Annotated in this window: 18 protein-coding genes; 11 read left to right on the forward strand and 7 right to left on the reverse strand. The window is 62.5% G+C overall.

All coding sequences use genetic code 11. The features are described from left to right. The first annotated feature begins 50 nt into the window (after positions 1-50). From R8L07_13400 to rsmI, 7 genes are all read left to right on the forward strand, one after another. Positions 51-629, forward strand: a complete 579-nt coding sequence (locus tag R8L07_13400) for a YqgE/AlgH family protein (GenBank protein MDW3206526.1) — start codon at positions 51-53, stop codon at positions 627-629. A gap of 137 nt (positions 630-766) precedes the next feature. After that, the gene (locus R8L07_13405) at positions 767-1,237 is read left to right on the forward strand and encodes a Dps family protein (GenBank protein ID MDW3206527.1); all 471 of its coding nucleotides are present in this window, start codon (positions 767-769) and stop codon (positions 1,235-1,237) included. A 165-nt stretch (positions 1,238-1,402) separates the two neighbouring features. Further along, the gene (msrP, locus tag R8L07_13410) at positions 1,403-2,392 is read left to right on the forward strand and encodes a protein-methionine-sulfoxide reductase catalytic subunit MsrP (GenBank protein MDW3206528.1); all 990 of its coding nucleotides are present in this window, start codon (positions 1,403-1,405) and stop codon (positions 2,390-2,392) included. Between the two features lie 381 nt (positions 2,393-2,773). Continuing rightward, a complete protein-coding gene (locus R8L07_13415) occupies positions 2,774-12,097 on the forward strand; it encodes a FecR domain-containing protein (GenBank protein MDW3206529.1) in 9,324 nt (3,107 codons plus the stop codon). Positions 12,098-12,208: 111 nt separating this feature from the next. Next, positions 12,209-13,075, forward strand: a complete 867-nt coding sequence (locus R8L07_13420) for an isocitrate lyase/PEP mutase family protein (protein ID MDW3206530.1) — start codon at positions 12,209-12,211, stop codon at positions 13,073-13,075. A gap of 11 nt (positions 13,076-13,086) precedes the next feature. Beyond that, positions 13,087-13,743 (forward strand): methyltransferase domain-containing protein, encoded by a 657-nt coding sequence (locus R8L07_13425; protein ID MDW3206531.1) that lies wholly within the window; start codon positions 13,087-13,089, stop codon positions 13,741-13,743. 31 nt (positions 13,744-13,774) lie between these two features. Beyond that, entirely contained in the window at positions 13,775-15,052 is a 1,278-nt protein-coding gene (rsmI, locus tag R8L07_13430) for a 16S rRNA (cytidine(1402)-2'-O)-methyltransferase (protein MDW3206532.1), read from the forward strand. An 84-nt stretch (positions 15,053-15,136) separates the two neighbouring features. Here rsmI and R8L07_13435 read toward each other — a convergent pair whose 3' ends face one another. The 6 genes from R8L07_13435 to R8L07_13460 all read right to left on the reverse strand — a co-directional run bounded on the left by R8L07_13435 (position 15,137) and on the right by R8L07_13460 (position 21,307). Continuing rightward, complete coding sequence (locus R8L07_13435) at positions 15,137-15,832, reverse strand: ABC transporter ATP-binding protein (protein ID MDW3206533.1); 696 nt, start codon at positions 15,830-15,832, stop codon at positions 15,137-15,139. A gap of 4 nt (positions 15,833-15,836) precedes the next feature. Beyond that, the gene (locus tag R8L07_13440; protein MDW3206534.1) at positions 15,837-16,571 is read right to left on the reverse strand and encodes an ABC transporter ATP-binding protein; all 735 of its coding nucleotides are present in this window, start codon (positions 16,569-16,571) and stop codon (positions 15,837-15,839) included. Further along, positions 16,568-17,503, reverse strand: coding sequence for a branched-chain amino acid ABC transporter permease (locus R8L07_13445; protein ID MDW3206535.1), 936 nt, complete (start codon positions 17,501-17,503; stop codon positions 16,568-16,570). The genes R8L07_13440 and R8L07_13445 overlap by 4 nt, the downstream gene beginning before the upstream one ends. Next, the gene (locus R8L07_13450) at positions 17,500-18,381 is read right to left on the reverse strand and encodes a branched-chain amino acid ABC transporter permease (protein ID MDW3206536.1); all 882 of its coding nucleotides are present in this window, start codon (positions 18,379-18,381) and stop codon (positions 17,500-17,502) included. Before R8L07_13450 ends, R8L07_13445 begins: the two co-directional genes overlap by 4 nt. An 82-nt stretch (positions 18,382-18,463) precedes the next feature. Next, positions 18,464-19,774 carry an ABC transporter substrate-binding protein gene (locus R8L07_13455; GenBank protein MDW3206537.1) on the reverse strand — a complete coding sequence of 437 codons (1,311 nt, stop codon included), beginning with the start codon at positions 19,772-19,774 and terminating at the stop codon, positions 18,464-18,466. Positions 19,775-19,882: 108 nt separating this feature from the next. After that, on the reverse strand, positions 19,883-21,307 hold the full coding sequence (locus R8L07_13460) for a hypothetical protein (GenBank protein ID MDW3206538.1): 1,425 nt from the start codon (positions 21,305-21,307) through the stop codon (positions 19,883-19,885). A gap of 94 nt (positions 21,308-21,401) precedes the next feature. On the opposite strand from R8L07_13460, the gene R8L07_13465 reads away from it, so the two are divergent. Further along, the gene (locus tag R8L07_13465; GenBank protein ID MDW3206539.1) at positions 21,402-22,196 is read left to right on the forward strand and encodes a copper chaperone PCu(A)C; all 795 of its coding nucleotides are present in this window, start codon (positions 21,402-21,404) and stop codon (positions 22,194-22,196) included. A gap of 20 nt (positions 22,197-22,216) precedes the next feature. Here the strand turns inward: R8L07_13465 and R8L07_13470 are convergent, their stop codons facing one another. Next, on the reverse strand, positions 22,217-22,687 hold the full coding sequence (locus R8L07_13470) for a DUF1203 domain-containing protein (protein MDW3206540.1): 471 nt from the start codon (positions 22,685-22,687) through the stop codon (positions 22,217-22,219). Positions 22,688-22,915: 228 nt separating this feature from the next. Between R8L07_13470 and R8L07_13475 the strand changes: the two genes are divergently transcribed. The 3 genes from R8L07_13475 to R8L07_13485 all read left to right on the forward strand — a co-directional run bounded on the left by R8L07_13475 (position 22,916) and on the right by R8L07_13485 (position 24,758). Further along, positions 22,916-23,527 (forward strand): class I SAM-dependent methyltransferase, encoded by a 612-nt coding sequence (locus R8L07_13475; protein MDW3206541.1) that lies wholly within the window; start codon positions 22,916-22,918, stop codon positions 23,525-23,527. A gap of 74 nt (positions 23,528-23,601) precedes the next feature. Further along, positions 23,602-24,210, forward strand: a complete 609-nt coding sequence (gene pncA, locus R8L07_13480; protein ID MDW3206542.1) for a bifunctional nicotinamidase/pyrazinamidase — start codon at positions 23,602-23,604, stop codon at positions 24,208-24,210. Positions 24,211-24,335: 125 nt separating this feature from the next. Beyond that, positions 24,336-24,758, forward strand: a complete 423-nt coding sequence (locus R8L07_13485; protein MDW3206543.1) for a rhodanese-like domain-containing protein — start codon at positions 24,336-24,338, stop codon at positions 24,756-24,758. Positions 24,759-24,791 lie beyond the last annotated feature (33 nt).

A 24,791-nucleotide genomic window follows, 5' to 3' on the forward strand; every position in this document is an offset into this window, starting at 1 on the left:
ATCCATCTTGTTGTTAGACTGTACAGGTAGAGACAGGCACAGTGACCGCCATGACGGAATCGAGCCAGAATCATTCGGGATATCTGACCGGTCAGTTTCTGATCGCCATGCCCAGCATGACCGATCCGCGTTTTCAACGGACGGTGATCTATCTCTGCGTCCACAATGCGGAAGGCGCCATGGGACTGGTGGTCAACCGTCTGGTCGATTCCCTGACATTCGATGAACTGCTGGAACAGTTGAACATCGGCAGACCGCGCGGCGGTGATGAAATCCGCGTGCATTTCGGCGGCCCGGTCGAATCCGGTCGCGGCTTTGTTCTGCATTCGACCGAATACATGCGCGAAGGCACGGTCGTCATGGACAATGGAATCGGGCTGACGGCGACGGTCGACATCCTGCGCGACATTGCCGGCGGAACGGGGCCGCGGGACAGTCTGCTGGCACTGGGTTACGCCGGTTGGGGACCGGGCCAGCTGGACGGTGAAATCCAGGAGAACGCCTGGCTGACGGTTCCCGCGGATGCGGACCTGCTGTTCGATGACGCCCTGGAGGACAAATGGGATCGCGCCGTCGGGATTCTCGGCTTCGACCCGAAACTTCTTTCCATGGAATCCGGTCGGGCATAATCGCTTCCAATCTTTTTTGGAAATATTCTAATTAGCAATTGAAGGTTCGGAACGGCCCCCCATATGGGAGGTCGAAGCGAACACTTGTGCCGATGATGCGGCGCATGATCCGAACGACAGGAGACTGAATTATGGCATTGGAACCCGATATCGGCATTCCGGAAGACGACCGAAAAGCAATTGCCGCGGGCCTGTCCCGCGTGCTTGCGGACAGCTACACGCTGTATCTGAAGACCCATAACTTCCACTGGAACGTCACCGGCCCGATGTTCAATTCGCTGCACGCCATGTTCGAAGAGCAATATGTCGAACTGGCTGCGGCCGTGGACGAAATCGCTGAACGCATCCGGACTCTCGGCGAGAAGGCACCCGGTACCTATGGTGCCTTCGCGAAGCTGACCCAGATCGAGGAAGAAGAGGGCGACCCGTCCGCCGAAGAGATGATCCGCCAGTTGATGCGCGGTCACGAGACGGTGGCCCGCACCGCCCGGTCGGTTTTCCCCCAGGCCGAGGCCGGGCAGGACGAGCCGACCGCCGATCTGCTGACCCAGCGCCTGCAGGTGCACGAGAAAACCGCGTGGATGCTGCGCAGCCTGCTTGCGGCATAACCGGCGCGCGCCGGACGGAAAGTAGGGTCCTGCCGGATGCCGGCAGGTCCCTTCGTGCATCTGCCCTCATACCTTGTCACGAGCGCGTGACCGCGGATTGACCGCCGCCGGGTTTCGCCCGACCTTGATCTCCGTTGGAAAGAACCTGAACGGAGCGACCCGATCATGCTGATCAAGGTGAAGAAGGGGTGGGAACTGCCGGAATCGGCGGCGATGGACGAAGGTGCCTATCGCAGCCGTCGGGATATCCTGCGCAACCTGTCACTGGCCGGGTTCCTGGCGGGGACGACATTGGCTACCGGGATCGGCGGCCGGATGGCTCGGGCGGCGGAATCCGATCCGTCGGCGGCTCTGTATCCTGTGCCGACGAACGGGAAATACACCGTCCCGGAGCGTCCGCTGACCGACGAGGCCGATGCGACGACCTACAATAACTTCTATGAGTTCGGCAGCCACAAACGGATCTATGAGGATGCCCAGGCGCTGAAGATTCGTCCGTGGGACGTTGTCATAGACGGCATGGTCGAACAGCCGATGACACTGGATATCGATACCCTGCTGCGCAAGGTGCAGCTGGAAGAGCGGGTATATCGCCACCGCTGCGTCGAACGCTGGGCGATGACCGTTCCCTGGTCCGGTTTCCCGATGTCGCAGCTGGTCGAAATCGCCCGACCGCTGAGCGGTGCGAAATACGTCAAGATGCAGACCCTTGCGGATGAGGAGACAATGCCGAACCTGTCTGCAAGCTGGTATCCCTGGCCCTATACCGAAGGGGTCACCCTGGCCGAAGCGACCAACGACCTGACCTTCCTGGTTACCGGTCTGTACGGAAAGCCGGTGCCGAAGCAGAATGGGGCACCGCTGCGCCTCGCCCTGCCGTGGAAATACGGCTTCAAGTCGATCAAATCCATAGTCCGCTTCACCTTCACGGACGAACGACCGGTCAGTTACTGGGAAGAACTGCAGGCCAGCGAATATGGTTTCTGGGCCAATGTGAACCCGGATGTGCCGCATCCGCGCTGGTCCCAGGCCGAAGAACAGCTTCTGACCAGCGGAGACGTGGTGCCGACCCAGATTTATAACGGGTATGGTGAATTCGTCGCCCATATGTACGACGATATCCGTGAAAAGGTCGGGGACAGGCTGTACCGCTAGAATCCGCCTGTTCGGGCGGTTCGGTCATCGGGATTTTGCCTGAAAATCCGTTTAGGGCGGGCCCATTGTTCACAGAGGTCCCAACATTAATAAATGAATTTTCATAAAATTTCATCGGTATTTTCGCAAATTCAGGTGCTAAATTTGCGCGACAGCTTGCCAAAAATGCCACCTGACCATGATACTACTCCCGTACGCACAGTTGAAGCCGATGCGGAAATGCGGTTTTGGCGGCAGCCGGTAACTTTTTTTAACCGGTGTGACGATCGTCACCGCCTCGCTGGCCCCAGAATGATAAAAATTGGGTCAACGTTGAGACGCATCTGCGTCGGCGAGCGTGCCGGAGGGGCACGGTAACGAACTACCAGCAGGTATCGTGCGATGAATATTCTAGAGGCCTTGAAGGCGCAGTCTGAAGCGGCTGGCGAAACCTATGTCGAGCTGAATGCCGACGGCCCGACCGTCGTGCCCGGCGGCGATGACCTGCTGCTCAGCGAATATTCGCGCCTTGGTCCCGATCTCCAGATCACGCTGCCCAGCGGCGACAGTGTCGTCGTGGTCGACTATTTCTCCGGTGGCGGTGTGCCGCCCTCACTGCAGACCGAAGGCGGCGCCGTGATCAACGGCGACCTGGTCGCGCAGCTTGCCGGCCCGATGGTGCCGGATACACAGATCGCGCAATCCGGTACGTCCGACGCGCTGGGCGAAGCGGCGGGCGTCGTCGACAACATGAAGGGTGAGGTGATCGCCATTCGTGGCGGCGTCGAGGTCGAGCTCGGAGCCGGCGACAGCATCTATGAAGGCGACGTACTGGTGACCGGCGCGGACAGTGCCGTCGGGATCATTTTTACCGACGACAGCACCATGTCCATGGGTGGCGGGGCACGCATCTCCATCGACGAGATGGTCTACAACGCGGATTCCGGTTCCGGCTCCCAGTTGTTCGACGTCGTGCAGGGCGCGTTCGTCTTCGCTTCCGGTCAGATCGGCAAGGACGACCCTGAGAACGTCCAGGTCCGCACCCCGGTCGCGACGATCGGGATTCGCGGAACGAAGTATGCGGTCAATGTCGACCAGGAACTCGGCGAAGCGACCGTGACGCTGTTCGAAGGTGCCGTGGTGGTCGAGAACGGTGCCGGTCAGGCGCTGCTGAACTCCATCGGCCAGTCGACGGTTGTGACCTCGGCCTTTGCCGCCCCCGGCGACGTCTTCGTGATGGATCCGGATACCCAGACGTCCACCTATGGCGACGCCATCGACTATCATCCGAACGAGCCGCAATTGCGGGAGGACGATGATGGCGGGGGCGAAGACGGTCAGGACACGGGCGATCTCGGCGCAGACGAGTTGGAGAAGCTGGCTGAGGAGCTCGATGATCTGGACACCGCCGCAGGACCCAGCGGCGCGATCGCGGGCTTCACTCAAAGCGCGCTTTTTTTGCGCCTTCTGAACGGCGTTCTGGAAGGCGGGGAGTTCACGTCGGGTGAATTGGGCAACGATGGGTTCGAAGTCGGCTCGGACCTGCCGATCTTTGACGAAAGCAATGCGAATACCGATTCAGGGCTTGGCAATCAGATAACCGGCCCACTCCCGTCACTGACTTATGGGGCGGATGCCTTTGGTCCTTTGGGCGGCACCGTTACCTTCTCATACGGCAGCGCGACCAATGTGAGCGTGCAGGGCGGCAGCAGCGCCCATGACATTTTTGCCATCGACATAAGCGCCGGCACGTCGGGCACCACATGGAGCGTTTCGCAGAGCGGCGGCAACGTCATCATCAGCGAAAGCGGCGGGGCCGGTACCAAGATCACAATGGACGACGTCGAGGAGTTGCAGTTCGACCTCGGCGGCGCCGGTGACCATGTCACGATCGGTGACATCTCAAACACGGATATTGCAGACAGCACCGTCATGCTGAATGCCGGTGCCGGCGACGACGTCATCGACGGTTCGGGCGCCGGCAAACGCTTCGAGATCGACGGCGGCACTGGAAATGACACGCTGATCGGCGATGTCATGAACGATGACATCAGCGGCGGCGAAGGCAACGACACGCTCGATGGTGGGGAAGGCAAGGACCTGCTGATCGGCGGTGCCGGCGACGATACGCTGAAGGTTACGCTGGAAGGCGGCACCGTGGAGGCCAACCCGCCGACCATCGAAGACGCGATAATCAACTTCAAGGACAGCGCAGCCGCTCTGGCGCGGACTTATGACGTTGTGGCAGGCGGTGATGGTGAGGACACGGTTGTCCTCACCATCCCGGCGTCCCAGCTGACAAATACCGAATATGCGAACGAACTGATCGAACTGAAGGCCCTCATGGACGGTCTTCAGGAAGGCCAGGAAGCGACCGGTGAGCACACATTCCCGGCCCTTGGCTTGCAGATCAGCGGCGTTGAGAATGTCGTGTTCCAGGGGGCCGGTGCGGAGATCACCATTAACCCGTCCCTGGAAGTCGGAAGCGGCCAGGAAGACGGCAGCGCCCCGGTCTCGCTGGCTCTGGACGGCGCGATCGATTCGCCGCTGCTTGAGTTGACCGTTGTGATATCCGGTGTGCCGGAAGGGGCGACCCTGACCGTGGGCGGCAAGCTCTATTCGGGCGGCGCCGACATTACGCTGGATCTCGCGGAAGAAGAGCTCAGCATCGCACAACTTGAAGACATGGTGCTGAATTTCGCGCCGGATTCGGCTGAACCGGTGGCGCTGTCTGCGACCGTAACGGCGAATGCTGTGCTGACCGATGACGGCCCCGTTACGTCTGCCCCGCTGACGGGAACGGCGACGGTCGAGGCCATCGCGGATGTAGCGGAGGTGACTGTCGAAGGGGCTGCGGGGCTGGAGGACGGCCTGATCCCGCTGTCGATTTCCGTGACCCAGGGCGATGCCGACGGGTCGGAGACCGTGACCGTCGCAATCCAGGACCTGCCGGAAGGCGCGAAGCTGTTCGATGCCGACGGTAACGAGGTGGACCCGGCCAGCATTCCGGTCGAGGCCCTGGACGGCCTGTCCCTGCAGCCGCCGCTCAACTTCTCGGGTGCGATCACCCTGAAGGTGATTGCGACCAGCACGGAAGGCAACACGTCGGCGGTAAGCGAGACACAGGATCTTACCGTTCAGGTTTCCGGCATCGCCGATGGTGCGACTGTGGACGTCTCGCCGGCGACCGGGCTGGAAGACGGCGTGATTGCGCTGGATATCTCGGCCACGCTGGCAGACAGCGACGAGATTCTGACCCTTTCAATCGGCGGCCTGCCGGAAGGCGCGAAGCTGGTCGACGGTGCAGGCAACGAGATCGACCCGGCCAATATCGGTGCCGATCAGATCGGCGATATCCATCTGGTCCCGCCGCTGGATTTCTCCGGCGAAATCGATCTGAGCGTCACAGCGACGACGCAGGATGGTGAAAGCACGAAAGTGTCCGACCCGGTCGCGCTGACGGTCAGCGTCGACGGCGTGGCGGATGCACCGATCGTGCAGGTCGGCGACGTCACCGGTGACGAAGACGGTTTGATCAATCTTTCGATCTCCGTGGCGCAGGGCGATGCCGACGGGTCGGAAACCGTGACCGTCGCGATCCAGAATCTGCCGGAAGGCGCGAAGCTGTTCGATGCCGGCGGCAATGAGGTGGATCCTTCGAACATTCCGGCGGACAGCCTGGCGGGCCTGAAGCTGTTGCCGCCGCTGAACTTCGCCGGCGCCCTGTCGCTCGGCGTTGTTGCGACCAGCGCGGAGGGCGGCACGACCGCCACATCCGAGGCGACCTCGTTCACGGTGGATGTGTCGGCGGTCGCCGACGCGGCCGAGCTCGAAGTATCCCCGGCTGCGGGTCTGGAAGACGGTGCGATCGCTCTGGATATCTCCGCGGCAGCGACGGATGAAGGCGAGACCCTGACCCTGTCCATCAGCGGCCTGCCGGAAGGCGCGAAACTGGTCGACGGCGCGGGCATTGAGATCGATCCGGCCAATATCGGCGCCGATCAGATCGGTGGCATCCATCTGGTGCCGCCGCTGGATTACTCCGGCACGATTGACCTGACCGTTACGGCGACGACCCAGGACGGCGAGAGTCAGGCCGTTACGACCGGTTCCCTGTCTGTCTCCGTGTCCGGCGTGGCGGACGCGCCTGTCGTGCAGGTCGGCAATGGCGCCGGTGACGAAGACACCGCGATCAGCCTGTCGATTTCGGTCGCCCAGGGCGATGCCGACGGTTCCGAAACGGTGTCGGTCGCGATTGAGGGGCTGCCGGTCGGTGCGATCCTGATGGATGCCGAGGGTAATCTGCTCGATCCGGGTGATATTCCTGTCGGGTCGCTTCAGGGCCTGACGCTGACGCCGCCGCTGAACTTCAACGGCGCGCTGAACCTGACGGTCGTTGCGACCAGTGCCGAAGGCGAAACCACGGCGACGACGTCGCAGTCCTTCACGGTTGATGTCGCGGCGGTCGCCGATGGCGCTGAGCTGGAGCTGGAAGATGTCGCCGACATCGAAGGCAATGCGGTATCGCTGAACATCGGTGCGGTGCTGTCCGATACCGAGGAAAGCCTGACGATCGCGATCACTGGGCTGCCGGAAGGGGCGTCGATCATCGATGCCGCCGGTACTGTACTTGATCCGACCGCCATTTCGGGTGATGCGCTCGACGGCCTGAAGATGGTGCTGCCGGACGGTTTCTCCGGTGAGATCGCGCTGGGTATCACGGCCACGACCGCGGATGGCGACAGCACGGCGGTCTCCAGCGGCAGCCTGAATGTCTCGATTTCCGGCGTTGCCAGCGAACCGGAACTGATCGTCTCCGGCAGTGTCGGCAGCGAAGACAACGCGATCGGCCTGTCCATCCAGGCCTTCAGTACCGATCCGGACGGGTCCGAGGACCTGACGGTCGCCATCGCCGGCCTGCCGGAAGGCGCGCGGCTGCTCGACGCGCAAGGCAATGATGTCGATCCGGCTGATGTGCCGCCGGCATTGCTGTCCGGTCTGCAGATTGTGCCGCCGGTCAATTTCTCCGGCACCATCGATCTGACGGTCACGGCGACCAGCAGCGAGGACGGAACCTCCGCCGTCAAGACCGGCAGTCTCTCGGTGGAGGTGACGGGCGTGGCCGACACGCCGGAACTGGACCTCTCCGACGTTGCAGGCGACGAGGGTGTCCCGCTGGCGTTGAACATATCCGCCGCCCTGACCGATACGGACGGGTCGGAAACGCTGACTGTCGAAATCGGCGGTTTGCCGCAGGGCTTTGTCCTGTCGGACGGCACCAACACCTATTCCGGCGATCCGGTCTCGATCCCGCCTGCGGCGCTCAGCGCCCTGACGCTTCTGCCGGTGGCCGGTTTTGCCGGCGCGTTGAGCCTGACCGTGACGGCGACCGCGACGGAAGCGAACGGCGATACCAGCAGTGTGACGGAAACGCTGGGCATCAATCTGTCCGATGTGGCCGAGACGCCGGTTCTCAGCGTCCTGAACGCGGTCGGCGATGAGGATGCCACGATCCCGCTGAGTATTTCCGCTTCCGCCCAGGGCGACGACAGCCTGACGGTGACGATCAGCGGTCTGCCGGACGGCGCCAGTCTGACCAATGCGGCGGGTGAAACCTTTACCGGGGATGAGATCACTCTGACGGCCGGGCAACTGGCCGGGCTGAAGATCCAGCCGTCGCCCAATTCGGACGCCGATTTCTCCCTGACCGTGACGGCAACGGCGACCGATGGCGAGGATTCAGCGGAGATTTCCTCCAGTCTGACGGTGACCGTCGACGGCGTGGCGGATACGCCGAGCCTGAGCGTGTCGTCGTTGACCGGTGTCGAGGATGTGCCGATTGCCCTGAATATTCAGGCCGCCCTGACCGATATCGACGGTTCGGAAAGCCTGACGGTCGAAATCGACGGGCTCGGTGAAGGGTTCAGCCTGAAGGCGGCGGACGGCACGATCTATTCCGGCGATCCGGCGGAAATCCCGGCCGATGCCCTGTCCGGCCTCGTCCTGCTGTCGCCGCAGAACTTCTCCGGTGACCTGTCCCTGACCATTCGCGCGATCGCGACGGAGGGCGAGAACGGGGATACGGCGCTGGTTGAGCGCAACATGTCGATCTCCATCGCTCCGGAGCTCGATTTGCCGACGATCACCGCGGTCACGGCCAGCGGCAATGAGGATGAGAGCATTCCGCTCGACATCTCCATCGGCAATATCGACCCGAATGAGACGGTTACCGTATCCATCGAAAATCTGCCGGATGGCGCAACCCTGACCAATTCGGCGGGACAGAGCTTCACTGGCGGCACGGTCACGTTGACGGTCGATCAACTGGAAGGCCTGGCGGTCATCCCGCCCCAGGATTCCGGTGCCGATTTCGACCTGACGATCCGTGTAACCACCGCACAGGGTGACGAATCCGCTTCGACGTCCCAGGAACTGGGGGTTACGGTCCTGGCCAAGGCGGACGACCCGACGTTGATCGTCGGCGATACCCAGGTCGTGCTGGGGCGTGCCGAGGCGACGACTGAGATCGGCACGTCGGGCGATGACACGCTGATCGGCGGGGCCGGCGGCGATACATTGATCGGCGGCGACGGCAATGATCACCTGATCGGTGACGGCGGTAATTTGAGTGCGGTCGTCTCGTTGAACCTGGAAGCCTATTCGAACGACATCGACGGTTCCGAAGTCGTGACGGTGACGATCGAAGGCCTGCCGGATGGCGTGCAACTGCTGCAGGGCGGTGAGGTTCTGGTTACCGGTGGCGGGGCAACCCTGCCGGCCGACATGCTGGATTCCATTACCTTGCTGGTCCCGCCCGGCACGGCGGATTTCAACCTGCAGATCACCGCACGGACAACGGATTTCGATCCGGACGGTGGCGGCGATTCGGCGACCCATACGGCATCCATTGCGGTATCGGTTGAGGACGGGTCCGGGCTCGGCTCGAACGATGTTCTGATCGGCGGTGATGGCAACGACCTCCTGGAAGGTGGCGACGGTGCCGATACCCTGATGGGCGGAACCGGCGACGACACGCTTCTGGGCGGCGCGGGGAACGATATTCTGTACGTTGTCCAGGGCGAGGGCGAAGATGTCGTCGATGGCGGATCGGGCAGCGACACCCTGACTTTGACCGTGACCGAATGGGATCTCCAGGATGTCGGCATCGTGACCGACCTCCAGGAACTGGTCGCTTTCGTAGCATCGGGTTCCGCGGCCACGGGCTCGATGGTGTTCGAAAGCCTCGGGCTTGAGGTGAAGAACATCGAAGGACTGAATATCGTCGACACGAACGGCGACCCGGTCGACGTGTTCGATATCGTCTTCCCGGACCCGGGTGCCGGCATCACCTATACCGGCGACAATGATGACAATGTCGCGACCGGGACTGACAAGGACGACACCATGTCCGGTGGGCATGGCGACGATACGCTGTATGGCGAAGGCGGCGACGATACGCTGTACGGTGACAACGGTGACGACGTCCTTTACGGGGGCTCGGGTGACGATACCCTCTATGGCGGGCACGGCGATGACACGCTGGTGGGCGGCACCGGCAACGATACGCTGTATGGCGGAAACGGGGACGACACGATCGATGGCGGTGCGGGCGACGATACCGTCGAAGCCGGCCATGGTGACGATGTCATCCGGATGGGAACCGGCTCCGGTTCGGTCGATGCTGGTACCGGCGATGATCTGACCGTCGTGACCATCGATGCGGAGGAAACCGATCGCGATCTGTCGCTGGACGGTGGCCATGGCGATGACACGCTGCGTATCGAATTGAGTGCGGACCATCCCAATCTGCAAGCTGTCATTGCGGAAATCGCGGCGGCGACCGCGGCTGCGCAGTCGAACAGCAGCGGCACCCACTCGATCGATAGCCTGGGCATTTCCTTCAAGAATTTCGAAGATATCGAGGTCTATGTGGACGGCGCGCAGTACACTTATGCGCCGGAAATCGACGAGGTTTCAGATCTGAGCGTAGAGAGCGCGGCTGTCAGCGCCGGCGCCCAGATCCTGGGCGGCATCAGCCTCAGCGATGTCGACGGGTCCCAGCTTACGCAGGCGACAATCCACATTTCCGGAGGCTATCAGGCGGGCGACAAGCTGACCGTCGATCAGGGCGTGCTGTCCGAACTGGGCCTCAGCGTCGAAAGCGCTACCGCGACCGGTGACGGATACCTGCTGACGATTTCAGGCGATGGTTCGCTGAGCGATTACGAAACCGCCCTGGAGGCAGTGCGGCTCGGCAGCGATGACTCCGTTCCGGAGGCGGGCGATCGCACTGTCAGCGTGCAGGTTACCGATGACGACGGGAACACGTCCGATGCGGCGACCGTTGTGGTCGGCGTGAGCCTGGCCGATGCGCCGAACCTGGCGGATACCGGCGAAGGTGACAATGTCGCCTTCATAAGCGAAGCCAGCGAAAGCGGTGCGACCGTAACCGATGTCGCGGATGTCCCGGCTGAGACCACCGAGACCCTTTCCGTTGTCGTTGGCAAGAACAGCTATACTGGGACCGGTCAGTTTGAAGTCATGGTCAACGGCGTATCCATGGGCACCTTCACCACGACCGTGAAGGCCAGTGGATTCGGCGGGGAATGGCAGACCGTCGAAATCGGCGACGTGACTCTGCCCTTGGGGCAGGAAGTGGACATCGCAGTAAGGGCGGTATCCTCAAGTTCCGATGTTTTGTTGAAGAGCATCACCTATGGTGACGCTGCGATCGAAGCGGAAACCGGCGATATCACCAGCATTTCCAGCATCATCGAAGAGGTGACGACCGGCCTCGACAATGGGCAGAGCTGGGGCAATATCCTGACCAATCTCGCCGATGACTGGGTAAACCTGTTCTCCAGCAGCTACATCATGCTGGATCCCAACGGCGATGCATCGAACTTCACGATGACGCCGGGTGAAGATCTGAACCCGCTGGACGGCTGGACCGTTGCCGAAGACGACGTGACCCGGGATCTTCAGGATGACGATCTGGGTGACCGGTTCGACGAAATCGACCTGGGTGGCGGGACCGATTGGGCGGTCGCGGCAGCCGGAACGGAAGACGATCTGACCGTCGACCTGTCCGGATCGGTCTGGCGCGGAACGGAAAACGCGCTGGGCGGCCGGGGCGACGACACCTTGATCGGCAACGAGGATGCGAACCTTCTGGCGGGCGGTGACGGCGATGATGTGCTTATTGCCGACGGTGACAATGATCTGCTGATCGGTGGTGCCGGCGATGATGAGATGCATTACGACATTGCCGATCTGCAGGCCGCCGGCAACGCCGCGGAAGGTGGCGGTTTCGGGACCGTGGATCAGGCGATTTCCGATGCCTATGATGCCAACGATCTGGACGGTGCGGCGGCGCTGGAAAGCCTGCGTGCCGGCGTTGATGGCGGTAGTGGCATGGACACGCTGAAACTGACCGGCGGCAATGGCGGCCTCAGTTCCCTGTCCGGCGATGCGCTGGCCAATGCGATCAAGAATGTCGAAATCCTGGACGTCACCGGCGTCGACGGGCCGGTCGACATGTCCCTGTCGGTCGACGATCTGATCGAAATGACCGACGACCGCGACGAGTTGAAGATCCTGAAGGATGGCGAGGATACGGTGAAAGTCGGCGATCAGGAATATGGTGCCGGCGAACACACGGTCAGCATCGATGGGGTGGATTTCAAGCTCACCATCGAGGATGTCGACAGCAATCCGGACGTCTGATCCTTCCGAAGGGTATTTTGAAGAACCCCGCCCGGATTGCCGCGGCGGGGTTTTTCTTCGTCCGGATGCTGCATTATGCTGCGCCCAGGCAAGACGATATCGGGGGATTACATGGCGCGTTGGACGGATCGACGGGCGCAGTTTCGCGCCGTGCTGAACGGCGATGCCTGCGTTTCCCCCGCATCGGTCTATGATCCGATGTCCGCGCGGCTTGCGCGCCAGATCGGATACGAAACCGGAATACTGGCCGGGTCCACTGCTTCCATGACGGTCTTGGGAGCGCCCGACCATATCGTCCTGACGCTATCCGAATTTGCCGACCAGGCCGGCAGGATCGGTCGCGCGACGGATCTGCCGTTGCTGGTCGATGCCGATCATGGCTATGGCAATGCATTGAACGTGATGCGAACCGTCGAGGAACTGGAAGTGGCCGGTGTCGCCGCCCTGTCCATCGAAGATACCGATCTGCCGGCCCCCTTCGCGTCCGGCGGCAAGGCAAGCCTGATTTCCCTGGAAGAGGGGATCGGCAAGATGAAGGCCGCCATGGCCGCCAAGCCGGATCCGGACCTTGTCGTCTGCGGCCGCACCAGCGCCGCACAGATCGCCGGGGCGGAGGAATGCCGTCGCCGTGTCGCGGCCTATACCGAGGTCGGTGTGGATGCCATTTTCCTGGTCGGTGTGCCGGACCGGGACTGCCTGGATATCGTTTCAGGTGCTACGGATCTTCCTATCGTGTTGGGCGGCGCCGGGCCGGAGTTGAAGGACCCGGACTATCTGGCATCCCGGAATGTCCGGATCCGACTGACCGGTCATCAGCCGATCGCGGCGGCCATGAATGCCGCCTATGAGACCCTGCTGGCACTGCGCAACGGCACCCGTCCATCCGATCTGGCGGGCCTACCGTCGAAGGACCGGATCGCCGCCGCCTTGGATGACGATCGATATGCAGGCCATATCCGTGACTTCCTGAACGGCTAGCGGGGTCGGTCTTGAGCGCGTTCGACATTGTGTTGGGCAAGAAGACGGCCCCCCTGGACATCACGGACCTGTCCGAACGCCGCGAAGGTCGTTCGCCCGTCGTGATGGATGTCGGGACCGGGCAGGGCAAGTTTGTCCTGGATATGGCGCGGGACTTTCCGGACAAGCTGGTTATCGGCGTGGATGCCGTAGCCGAGAACATGGCGAAATCGGCCCGGAGTGCCGGCGCGTCCCCGAAAAAGGGCGGCCTGCCGAATGCGTTGTTCGTTCGGGCGGCGGCGGAACGGCTGCCGGGACCGTTTCAGGGGCTGGTCGACGAACTGACCGTTCAATATCCCTGGGGCTCGCTGATGCGGATCGTGTCGGAACCGTCGCTGGAGCATCTGCGATTGCTGCGCGGGGTCTGCAGAACGGGTGCCAGCCTGTCCGTCCTGTTGAACTATTCCGTCTTTGAGGACCGGCCCTATCTGGAGCGGCTCGGCATGGGCGATATCGAGGATCCGGCCGACTCCGACGTCTTGCCGGAAATTTACGGGGCGGCGGGTTTCCGCATGACCCATCGCGCCTTGATTCATGGCGATCCGCCGGTCCGTACCGCCTGGGGCCGCCATCTGGTGCGCGGGTCCGCGCGCAGCACCCTGATGATCGACGCAGTGGCGGAAGATTGACTTTCCATCGCCCGGCTTCGATCTTGCGGCCATGAGCGCATCCGGAAAATCCGTCATCATCCGCTGCAAGGGGCACCCCAACATCCGGGCGTCCCATGCCAAGACCTTCGAACTGACCCGCGATCCGTCGATCACGGCTGCCGGAACCTGCATCATCGGGGTGGAGGCGGAGTACGACGAGTCCGCGCTGCTAAGCCTGCGCGGTGCCGTCCGCATCACCCTGCGCTGCGGCGCGCATGAAGACACGGCGACCGCCCGGATAAATCCGAAATTCGCTGCCGGAGCGCCGTTGATCTTTCGCCGCATGCCGACGCCGGAGCCGCGCACATTCTGCGTCGGCGCGGACAAGGGGTCCCATGCGCTGGATCGCGATCTGATCGCGGCGCTGCAGCAGCCGGGCGCCGAACTGGAAGTGACCATCGCGTCGGACGAAAAGGCGGATCAGGACGGCGATGGCATCCTCTATCTGGTCGGCACGCCGATCGGCAATCTGGACGATCTGTCGCCACGCGCGCTGTCGGTCCTGCAAAGTGTAGACCTGATCCTGTGCGAGGATACCCGGACGACAAAGACGCTGCTGTCCGGCTTCGGACTGGATGACCTGTCGCTGACGGCCTATCACGACCATAATGAACGCGACCGCGCACCGGATATCGTGCGACGCCTGCGCGACGGCGCGCGCATCGCGTTGGTCTCGGAAGCGGGCATGCCGACCGTATCCGATCCCGGTTTCCATCTGGTACGTGCGGTGAGGGAAGAAGGTCTTGCCGTGACGACGGTGCCGGGGCCCGATGCCGTGACCACCGCCCTGTCGCTGGCTGGCCTGCCAACTGACGATTTCCGGTTTGTCGGCTTCCTGCCGCGCAAACCGACCCTGCGCAAAAGGCGGTTCGAAGAACTCACCTCTGCGACCTATACGACGGTCTGTTTCGAAGCACCGCACCGTATCGACAAAGCCCTGGAGGAGGCGGCGGAAATCCTGCCCGACCGCCCCATGGCCCTGTGCCGCAATCTGACCAAGTTCGGCGAGAAGGTCCTGACCGGGACGGCCGCAGAAATCCTTTCGGACATTACCGAAGGCGAAGCGGTAAACGGCGAACTGGTCCTGCTGATCGGCGGCGCCCCGCCGGCGGACGAGGGTGGGGCCGCGCTGGCTGTGGACGGCGATGCGGTGGAACGCATGCTGGAAACCCTGGTCGCCGCCGGACTGCCCACCAAGGCCATCGGTGATGCCTACGCCAAGGCGCTGGGCATTCCCCGTCGTGACGGCTTCAATCGCGTCCTGGAGATGAAGAAGGCGGAGGAATAGTTCGGTCTCGCCTGGATGGATGGCTGCAATCCGCTGCTGGCCCTGAACCCCGTTTTCATAGGAGTACGGGGGCTGAGCGACGGATCAAACCCCGACGTAACGATGCAGCAGATCGGGGTCGTCGCGCAGGGTCTGAACCGGAACGGTGTCACGGTTGACGCCGTTTTCGATGAAGGCGACGCGGTCGGCGACGGGCAGGACAGCATCAACCCGCTGTTCGACCAGAATGGTCGCGACGCCGGTCTGTTTCAGGGACAGAACCACTTCCCGGATGCGGGAGATCATGGACGGCTGAAGCCCCTCCGTCGGTTCGTCCATCAGCAGGACCTTGGGTTCCGTGCACAGGGCCCGGGCCATGGCCAGCATCTGCTGTTCGCCTCCGCTCAGCTTGCCGGAAACCTGAGACAGGCGTTCGCGCAGGACCGGGAACAGGTCCAGCACCTTCTCGCGTGTGTCCTTGCCGTGCCCGTTCACCATCAGACCGATCTCGATATTCTCGGCCACCGTTAACTCGCCGAACAGGCGGCGGCCCTGCGGGACATAGCCAAGGCCGCGCTTCGGGGCTTCATGGGCAGGCAGGCTGGTCAGGTCAGTGCCGTCGATCGTCACCTTTCCGGCGCGCGGCGGCACCAGGCCCATGATTGCCTTAAGTGCGGTTGTCTTGCCGGCGCCATTGCGGCCAAGCAGACAAAGAATCTCACCGGCTTCGACCATCAGGGAAAAGCCGCGCAGGACCTGCACGTCACCATAGAAGCAATCGATTCCATCAACCGTCAGCATGCCATCAGCCCCCCAGATAGGCGCGCTGGACCGCGTCGTCGGCGCGGATTTCTTCCGGCGTGCCTTCGGCCAGGATCTCGCCGAAATTCATCACCGTGATGCGCTGCGCCAGTTCCATGACGACGGTCATATTGTGTTCGATCAGCAGCACGGTCGTCTCCTTCGCGACACCGCGAATCAGATCCAGGAAGTTCGCGATCTCCGAATCCGAAAGGCCCTGCGTCGGCTCGTCGAGGATCAGCAGCTTGGCATCCAGGGCCAGCCCCATCCCGACCTCCAGCAGGCGTTGGTGACCATAGGCCATCTCCGTCGCCTTGGTATCGGCGCGGTCGCCCAGCCCGACGCGGGTCAGGATTTCCTCGGCTCGCTGGTTCAAGGCGTCGGTGTCGACACGCCCGAAGGGACCGGCCGCCGCCAGGGCGCCGCGTTGTGCGGGCAGCAGGATGTTCTCCCGGCAGGTCAGATTGGCGAAGACGCTGGTGATCTGAAACGTGTAGGCAATGCCCTGCGCAACCCGGCGATGGGCAGGCAGGCGCGTGATATCGCGGTCCTGAAAGGCGATCGTTCCGGTCGTGGGCCTGATCCGGCCGCTGATCAGGCTGACGAGGGTTGATTTGCCGGCTCCGTTCGGTCCGATGATGGCGCGGATCTCGCCTTCCGGCAGGTCGAAGTCCACGTCCTTGACGGCGGTCAGGCCGCCGAAATTCTTGGACAGGTTCCGGGCGCTCAGCAGGGTCATGGCAGCCACCTCGCCCAGCGGTCGCGAACGCTTCCCAGGATGCCCTTGGGCGCGACCAGGATCAGGATTACGAGTGCGGCACCGACGAAGAACAGATAGGCCGACGTCAGACCGCTGGCGATATCGATCAGATAGAACATGGCGACCGTCCCGACCAGCGGGCCCAGGACCGTGCCGACACCGCCCATCAAGACATAGAGCAGCGGCAGGATCGAATACTGGATCGATGCGAAACTGGCCCCGACATAGCCGAACAGGATGCCATAGGCGGCCCCGGACGCCCCGGCAAAGGCGCCGGACAGGACCAGTGCGGTCAGCTTGTAGCGGAAAGGGTCATAACCCAGCATGCGCGTGCGTTCCTCGTTCTCTCGGATCGCGACCAGAATGCGGCCGGTCGGTGAGCGCACGATGGCGAGCTTGATCAGGACCGCTGCGGCGAACAGGGCCAGCGCCGCCAGATAGCGGGTGTCTTCGACGGAAAGATCGATGCCGAAGACCTGCCGAAGCTCCAGCGGAATGACGAAACCTTCGTCGCCGCGCGTGTGTTCGTTGAAATACAGGGTCGTCAGATAGCCGACCTGCGAGAACATCAGGGTGACGATCATGAAGGACACCCCGGCGGTGCGCAGCGCCAGCAATCCTATGCCCAGCGCCATCAGAACGGCGCAGGAAAATCCGAACAGGAATCCCGGCCCGGCGGTCCAGCCATAGGCCTGCATCGACATGCCGGCACCATAGAGACCGGCGGCGAAGAACAGGGCATGGCCCAGGCTGAGCAATCCGGTATAGCCGAACAGCAGATTGTAGCCGAGGGCGTAGACCGTCAGGACGAGGATTCGCGCCAGGCTGACATGGTGATAGTCCGGCAGCACGAAATGCAGCGCCAGCAGCAGTACGATGACACCGATATGAAGTCCCAGAACCCGGTTCATCGTGCCACCGTCCCGAACAGGCCCGTGGGGCGGAAGACAAGGACCAGTGCGACCAGTGCAGTGGCGATCATCTTCGCCAGGGTCGGTTCGAACAGGGTCGAGATGATGCCGTCGCTCATGCCGATCAGGATGGCGGCGACGACGGTGCCGCGCAGGCTTCCCAGACCGCCGATGATGACGACGATGAAGGACAGCAGCAGCGGATCGCCGCCCATCAGGTAATAGGCCTGCTGCGTGGGGACGATCAGCACCGCGGCGATGGCGGCCAGGGCCGCGCCCAGCGCGAAGACCCCGGCATAGACCCGGTCGACCGGGATGCCGAAGGCCTGGGCGGTTTCGCGGTCATACTGTGTCGCGCGCATGACCAGTCCGATACGGGTCTTGGCCAGCAGGAACCACGTGCCCAGCATCAGCGCGATACAGGCAACGATCACGAAAAGCTTGTAGCCGGAATAACCGAAACCGGGGAACCGGACATAAAAGTCGAAGGGGGCGGCCACCGCTGTCGGCACCGGCCCGTGAAGGGTCAGCGCCGCCTGCTGCAGGATGTAGAGCAGCCCGATCGTGGCAACGATCGTCGCCTCCGGATCGTAATTCAGGCGCTTCAGAATGAGCCGGTCCGCCGCCGCGGCGAGCGCCCCTACCAGCATCGGGCTGAGGATCAGCGCCGCCAGAAAGCCGAGCAGCGGCGAGCCGGAAATCTGGCTCGACACCCAATAGGCGATGACTGCGCCCAGCATGTAGAATTCGCCATGCGCCACATTGACGACGCGCATGACACCGAAGACCAGCGACAGACCCAGCGCCGTCAAGGCCAGGACAGCCGCCTGAACGGCGCCTTCCATCGAGGCGATCAGAAAAAACGTACCGTAATTCAACGGGAACGACCTTCAGCTTCGGATCCGCCGCCGGCCGGGAAACGGCGCGGCGGCGGTCCGGTCAACGATCCTGCGAAGCGCCTTACAGCGGCATCGTCGTGTAGTCGACTTCCGGCTCGTACAGGCTGTCCTCGATGGAGGTACGGTGCACGACGCCCAGCTTACCCTCATTGACCTTGCTGATGTTCTGGATACCGAAAGCCTGATGGGTCTTGCCGTTGAAGGTCTTCATGCCCTGCGGATGCGCCTGGCTTTCGGGGAATTCGGTGAAGCTTTCCACCGCCTCGATCAGCTTGGCACGGTCGTCCGGGCCCTGATAGCCGGCAGCTTCCATGCCCTGCTTGATGATGTGCAGGGTCTCCCAGCAACCGAACATGTGGGAATAGGTCGAGATATCCTTCGGGTCGTTGACACTGGCCCCGTTGGCGTCGACGCCGACCTTTTCGCGGTAGAACGCATCATGCGGGTTGGCCCCGTCATTCTGGGCATAGCGCGGATAGGCTTCCCAGAAATACGTGCCCTCCAGGGCCTCCAGTCCGGGACTGGCCAGATCGACGGCTTCCAGGCTGTCGATGAAGCCGAAGATTTCCGGACGGTCACCGCCGAAGAACTGGCCCATTTCCTTGACGAAGGTCAGGACGCCCGGGCCGACCATGACATGGTACAGGACCTCGGTTTCCTGCGGGATGCGCGGAAAATACTTGAAGAAGTTGGTCTCCGTCGGCGGGATCGCGATCTTCTCGATCACCTCGCCGCCCTGGGCAGCCATCGCGGCGGAGAAATAGTCGCGGTGATCGTGACCGAAGGCGAAGTCCGGGAAGATCATCGTGACCTTCTTGCCCAGATTGCCGCTGACCCAGGGCGCCATGGACTGGACCTGGCTCTTCACATCGGTGATGCCCGGCTGCAGCACATAGCGGTTCAGCTTGCCGCTGGCGACATGGTGGCCTTCGCTGACCACGAAATACGGGATCTTCAACTCACCCGCCCGCGGCGCGGAGCCGATGACGACATGGCTGAACAGGGTGCCGAAGACGATATCGGTCTTGTGCTGAATGGCGAATTTCTCGACCACCTCGGCCCCGCGTTTCGGGTCGGTGCCGTCGTCCTCGGTAACGATCTCGACCGGGCGGCCGTTGATGCCGCCGCCGTCGTTGATCAGTTGGGCGGCCGCCATGGTCGTCCGTTCGTACCAGCGGCCATAGGCAGCGCCGATGCCGGTGCGGTGGGCCTGGAAGCCGATGCGGATCGGTTCGGCGCTGTGGGCCTGATTGAAACGTCCGGCCAGGGGCAATGCCGCCGCGGCCAATCCACCGGCCGCGACGGTCTTCAGCGTGTCGCGGCGGCTAAACTGCTTTTTCTGTGTATTCGACTTGGGTCCCTGACTGGTCATCACGAAACCTCCTGTTCAGGTCTGGTTGGCACGGTTCCGCTCCCACGCGGCCGCACTCTTGGGAAAATCGTATGCACACAAACAAATTCCTGTCCAGTGCCGCTTACCTTACCCCCCTGTCGGCGAAGAGAGAAGCCATAGACCGAACAGTGTGTAACCGACCATCAGAGCAGCCATCGGAATCTGGCTAACCATTTGAAAATTATGGCGGCCATAGGGTATGCGACGGCTCAGGCCATGGGCCAGGACCACCGCCAGAATATGCCCGGCAACAATTACGCCGACCTGGAACTGCCACAGGCGTTCGACGTCCTCCGCGACGTTCAAAAAGGACGTTGTGACTCGAAAATCGCGCAAGCCGAGGAGATCGGACCCGGTTCCCAACGGATCGTTGGCCGCGACAAGGGCCCATTGGCCGTTGACCAGGAGCACGGTCAGGTAATGGGACAGGTGATAGGCGAGGGAGATCGGCAGAATCGACAGGACAAACAGTCGAAATGCCGGGAGAAACGGGGCCCTCCCCAGCCATTGTCCCAGCAGGACCGCCGTTGCGTAAAGACCGGCAAGCGCGATCCAGGCCGCGGCGAGACCCGCCGTGTTGATGTTGGTCACGGCCGAGCGCCCCGGAAACTCAAGGGGGTTGATGCCGTTGAGCCCCAGCCACCAGAAAGTCATGTTCAGGCCATCGAACGAAACGGTGGCCAGTGTCAGAAGCAGGAACAGCGCGACCGCGACCGGGGGCGGGTCGGCGTCGAGAACGCGCGCGCCGGGCCAGGCGAGGGTCAGGCGGCGTTGCCCGGACCGGTTTTCCGTTCCGACCGGCGCGATCAGCGCAAGGTATCGGAAGAGGATCGTCAGCGGTTCTGCGGCGTTGAGCCACTGCCTTTCGCCGAACAGGACCGCACCCAGAAAATGGACCAGCCAGTATCCGGCGACGGCAATGGCCAGCCGGTCCGGGTCGTCCGGTGCCAGGTCGACCAGTTCGAACCAGGCGATCGCCATGAAGAAGGCAATGGCCGGCCATCCGGTCAGGCCTGGCGGAAGGGCAAACCGTCCCGCGCCGTCAGGCGTCAGCCCGGCCGCGCGCCGCATCAATCGAACCGGAAAGCGCCATGGGTTCAGAACGGCCCAAAGGTTGCCGACCACCGCGTGCAGGATCGTGATGCCGACCCATCCGAGGGTCCAGACGGCCTGCGGCAACGGATTGGTCAGTGGGTCCCGCGTGCCTTCCACGCCGCAATAGATCAGGAAGACGAACAACAGAAAGGACGCCGCCGCGAACATCTCGTCGAGATAGCTCGCCCGAAACCAGGGCAGGCAGAATCGATCTGCGGCCGCCTCGGCGATGCGGGCCGGCGCGATCGCGAACAGAATTGCGAAGGACACCGCCACCGACAGGGTGCCCCCCAGAAGGTAATACTCCGTCGGCAGCAACAGAATGAAACCGCGCTCCGCCGTGTGGGCCCACGCCGTCCCGCCGCAGAATAGCACGGCCAGCATCACGCACAGTATTAGCGGTTGCCGCCCGGTCACCGTCGATCCTCGTTCATCCCAGAGGGCGGAATTGGGCTTGAACCGTCCGGGACATGCAAGCCAAACTCTGCCCCGAAACCGAGCCGGGGCAGGTATGAACCTTCGAATTCTGACTGTTGGATTTTTGGCCGCTCTCCTGCTTGGCGGTGCGGCGCTCTTCATGTTTCAGGGGTCGAAAGGCGGCGTTCTCGTCGAATCGCCGCGCCTGATTGCTACGGATACGGTGCCCGGCGACGCGATGGTCTTCATGACATTGACCAATACATCCGGTGAACCCGACATCCTGATCGGCGCAGTCAGCGACTATGCCGGCAATTGCGGGTTCCACGGCCCGACGGTCGGACGGAACACGGATGGCGGGGAGTTCGTGGTCATTCCGTCCGGCGGAACGACGGCGCTCAGCGCGGAGACCGCACATCTGGAACTGCTGGGCATCGAGGAACCGCTTCAGGAGGGGCAATTGGTCCCGCTGACCCTGATCTTCCAGAATGCCGGGGAAGTGCAAATCAAGGCGCGGGTCGAGGCCCTGGTGCCGCGAAGGGATCTGACGCTGCGCGCCGGTCTCTACGAACCGGCGGAGGGGGAGCCGGTGCCGGAGATCGCGCTGGCCGCCGAACCGGTCGGCGAGGGGCGTTGGCGGATCTCGCTGGATCTCGGCGGCTTCGTTCTGGACCGGGACGCGGTGGATTCAGCCCATGTTCCGAATCACGGTCACGCGCATTATTACGTCGACAATGTGAAAATCGGCCGCGTTTACGAAACCGAGTTCGTGACCGACCCGCTGCCGCCCGGCGACCATCAGATTGCCGTAACTCTGAACACCAACGATCACCGGGCCTATGCGAAGGATGGCGAACCGGTCACGGCGGCCATAACCATACGGCACTGACAGGGGACGCGGGCGTCGCGCTAGCCGCGCTCCACCCGACATTGAAAGCAGTTGTTTCGGGCCGATCTTACGTGAATGTAGGCGACCGTCGGGTCGGCAAAGATTGCTTCCATCTCACCCTGGACCCGTTTCACAGCGACCACCCGGCCGGTGCCATAGCGAATGCGATCGTCCGTTCCGTACCCTCGGATCAGCACTTCGGATACGTCACATAGGATCTCCGGCATCCGGGTGGTGTCGGACGGAGGTTCGCAGGCATCGGCGCATAGAAAGACCGGCCCGACCTCCGCATAGGGTTGCGGGAATGGGAAGGGGCGGTGCGCCAGGACCAGCATTTCACTGTCCTTCGGGATCTGCCGTAGGCAATGGCGGCATGGATTGCCTGCGCCATCCGAAACCTGGCGTTCCGGAACCTGACCGTTCGAATCGGGCCTGCCGTTCTGCAGGGCACGAACGACGTCGGTCGGTAAAGGCAGGAAACTCGAGGCCATCGCGGCGACATTCCCAATCGGGACAACGGGATTGCTGGGACAACCGGATTGTTAGAATGCCTATCGTGGACGGCCCACCCGGTTCTTGCGATAGTTCGGGCGTCGGTGGTTTGTGGCTTCGGCGATGGGGCACAATCGGCGGACGCTGGATCATGGAAATCCGGTTACGGGCCGGTTTTCGGATGAAGCCGATGTATCGGCATCAGAAAGCAAGGACAGGTTTGAAGGATGGCTGGTTCAACGGAAGCCGGAAAACTCTATACGGCATTGGCCGTTCGAAAGATGTACGACGAGGGCATCGTCCGGCGGGTTCTGGATATCGGGGCGGGATCGGGGACGTACAGCAACCTGCTTCGTGCCCATATGCCCGGGAGCGAATGGCATGCCGTCGAGATCTGGGAACCCTATGTCACCGAATACGATCTGGCGTCCAAATACGACCATGTGCACTGCGTCGACGCCCGGCTCTGCGATCCGGGAAAACTGGCCTCCCAGTTCGATCTCGTGTTCTGCGGCGACGTGCTGGAACATATGGAAAAGGAAGATGCGCAGAAGCTGATCGACAGGCTTCTGTCCGTTTCGAAACTGATCCTGATTTCGATCCCCATCGTGCACTATCCTCAGGGTGAGGAGCATGGGAATCCTTACGAAGCCCATGTGAAGGATGACTGGTCGCATGACGAGGTCATCGACAGTTTCCCCAATATCGCAACGTTCTTTCTCCAGGAGGGGATTGGCCTCTACATCCTTTCCACGGTGCCGGAGCTGAACGAACCGCTTGTCCGCCTGAATGCCGCCCTGGGCGATATGATCCGAAAGCAGATGCCGGAAAAGGGCTGAACCGATCCGCGGTTCTTGCCGATGTCAGCCTTGCGTGAAAAACTGGCGCCCGCAGACCGTGCCGGAGCTTGAAGATGACCACCGAAGACACCGCCTTCATCGCAATCGACGTTCAGAACGACTTCTGCCCGGGCGGCGCCCTGGCGGTTGCCGATGGCGACGCGGTGGTACCCGTTATCAACGATCTGATGCCAGCCTATCCGGTCAGGGTCCTTACCCAGGACTGGCACCCGGCCGACCATTTTTCCTTCGCCGCGAATACGGCGGGTGCGGACCCGTTCTCGTTGATCGAGGCACCTTACGGTCCCCAGGTTCTGTGGCCGGTTCATTGTGTTCAGGGCAGCGCCGGCGCGGACTTCCACAAGGATCTGAACACCGATGCCGCGGATCTGGTCGTCCGCAAGGGCTATCGGTCGTCGATCGATTCCTATTCGGCGTTCTTTGAGAACGACCACACGACGCCGACCGGACTTGAGGGCTACCTGCGGGAGCGGGGTGTGACGAAGCTGGTCATCGCGGGATTGGCGACCGATTTCTGTGTCCGCTTCTCCGCCGTCGATGCCGCCAAGCTGGGCTTCGAAGTCACGGTGATCGAGGCCGGGTGCCGTGCCATTGATCTGGACGGGTCCCTGGCTGAGGCGCGACGGGACATGCTGGACAACGGCGTGGTTCTCGCCGCCTGATCTGCGGGAATTGATTATTTACCTTTTCTTTTGTGTGAAATGCTGCTAAACGCCTTGTCTCCCGTGGACGACGGCGTGTGCCATGCGTCGCGCACGAGCTGAACAACTCTGTTGAGGTGGCTAAAATGAGCGGAGCCTATGCCGGCGACATCGCGCCGAAAGACGCCTGGAAGATCCTGGAAGACGAAAGGGATTCCGTCCTGATCGACGTCCGCACCGCAGCGGAATGGCAGTTCGTCGGCGTACCGGTCCTGGAACGTATCGGCAAGCAGACGGTCCTGGTCGAATGGATCAAGTTTCCCGGCGGCGTCGCTAATGCCGACTTTGTGGAACAGGTGAAGGGCGCGGTCGGGGATGGCGATCCCGCGCTTCTGTTCCTCTGCCGCTCCGGCCAGCGCAGCCAGGGGGCGGCGGCGGCGCTGACCCAGGCGGGCTACACCCGCTGCTACAACATTCTCGAAGGTTTCGAGGGCGATAAGGACGGCGAGGGCCATCGCGGCCAGACCGGCGGCTGGAAGGTCGCGGGCCTGCCCTGGGCCCAGGGCTGACCGGAACGGCCGGCGCGGCAAGTGAAGAAGGAT

This window comes from Alphaproteobacteria bacterium (assembly GCA_033344895.1).
Classification (GTDB): domain Bacteria; phylum Pseudomonadota; class Alphaproteobacteria; order UBA8366; family Aestuariispiraceae; genus Pacificispira.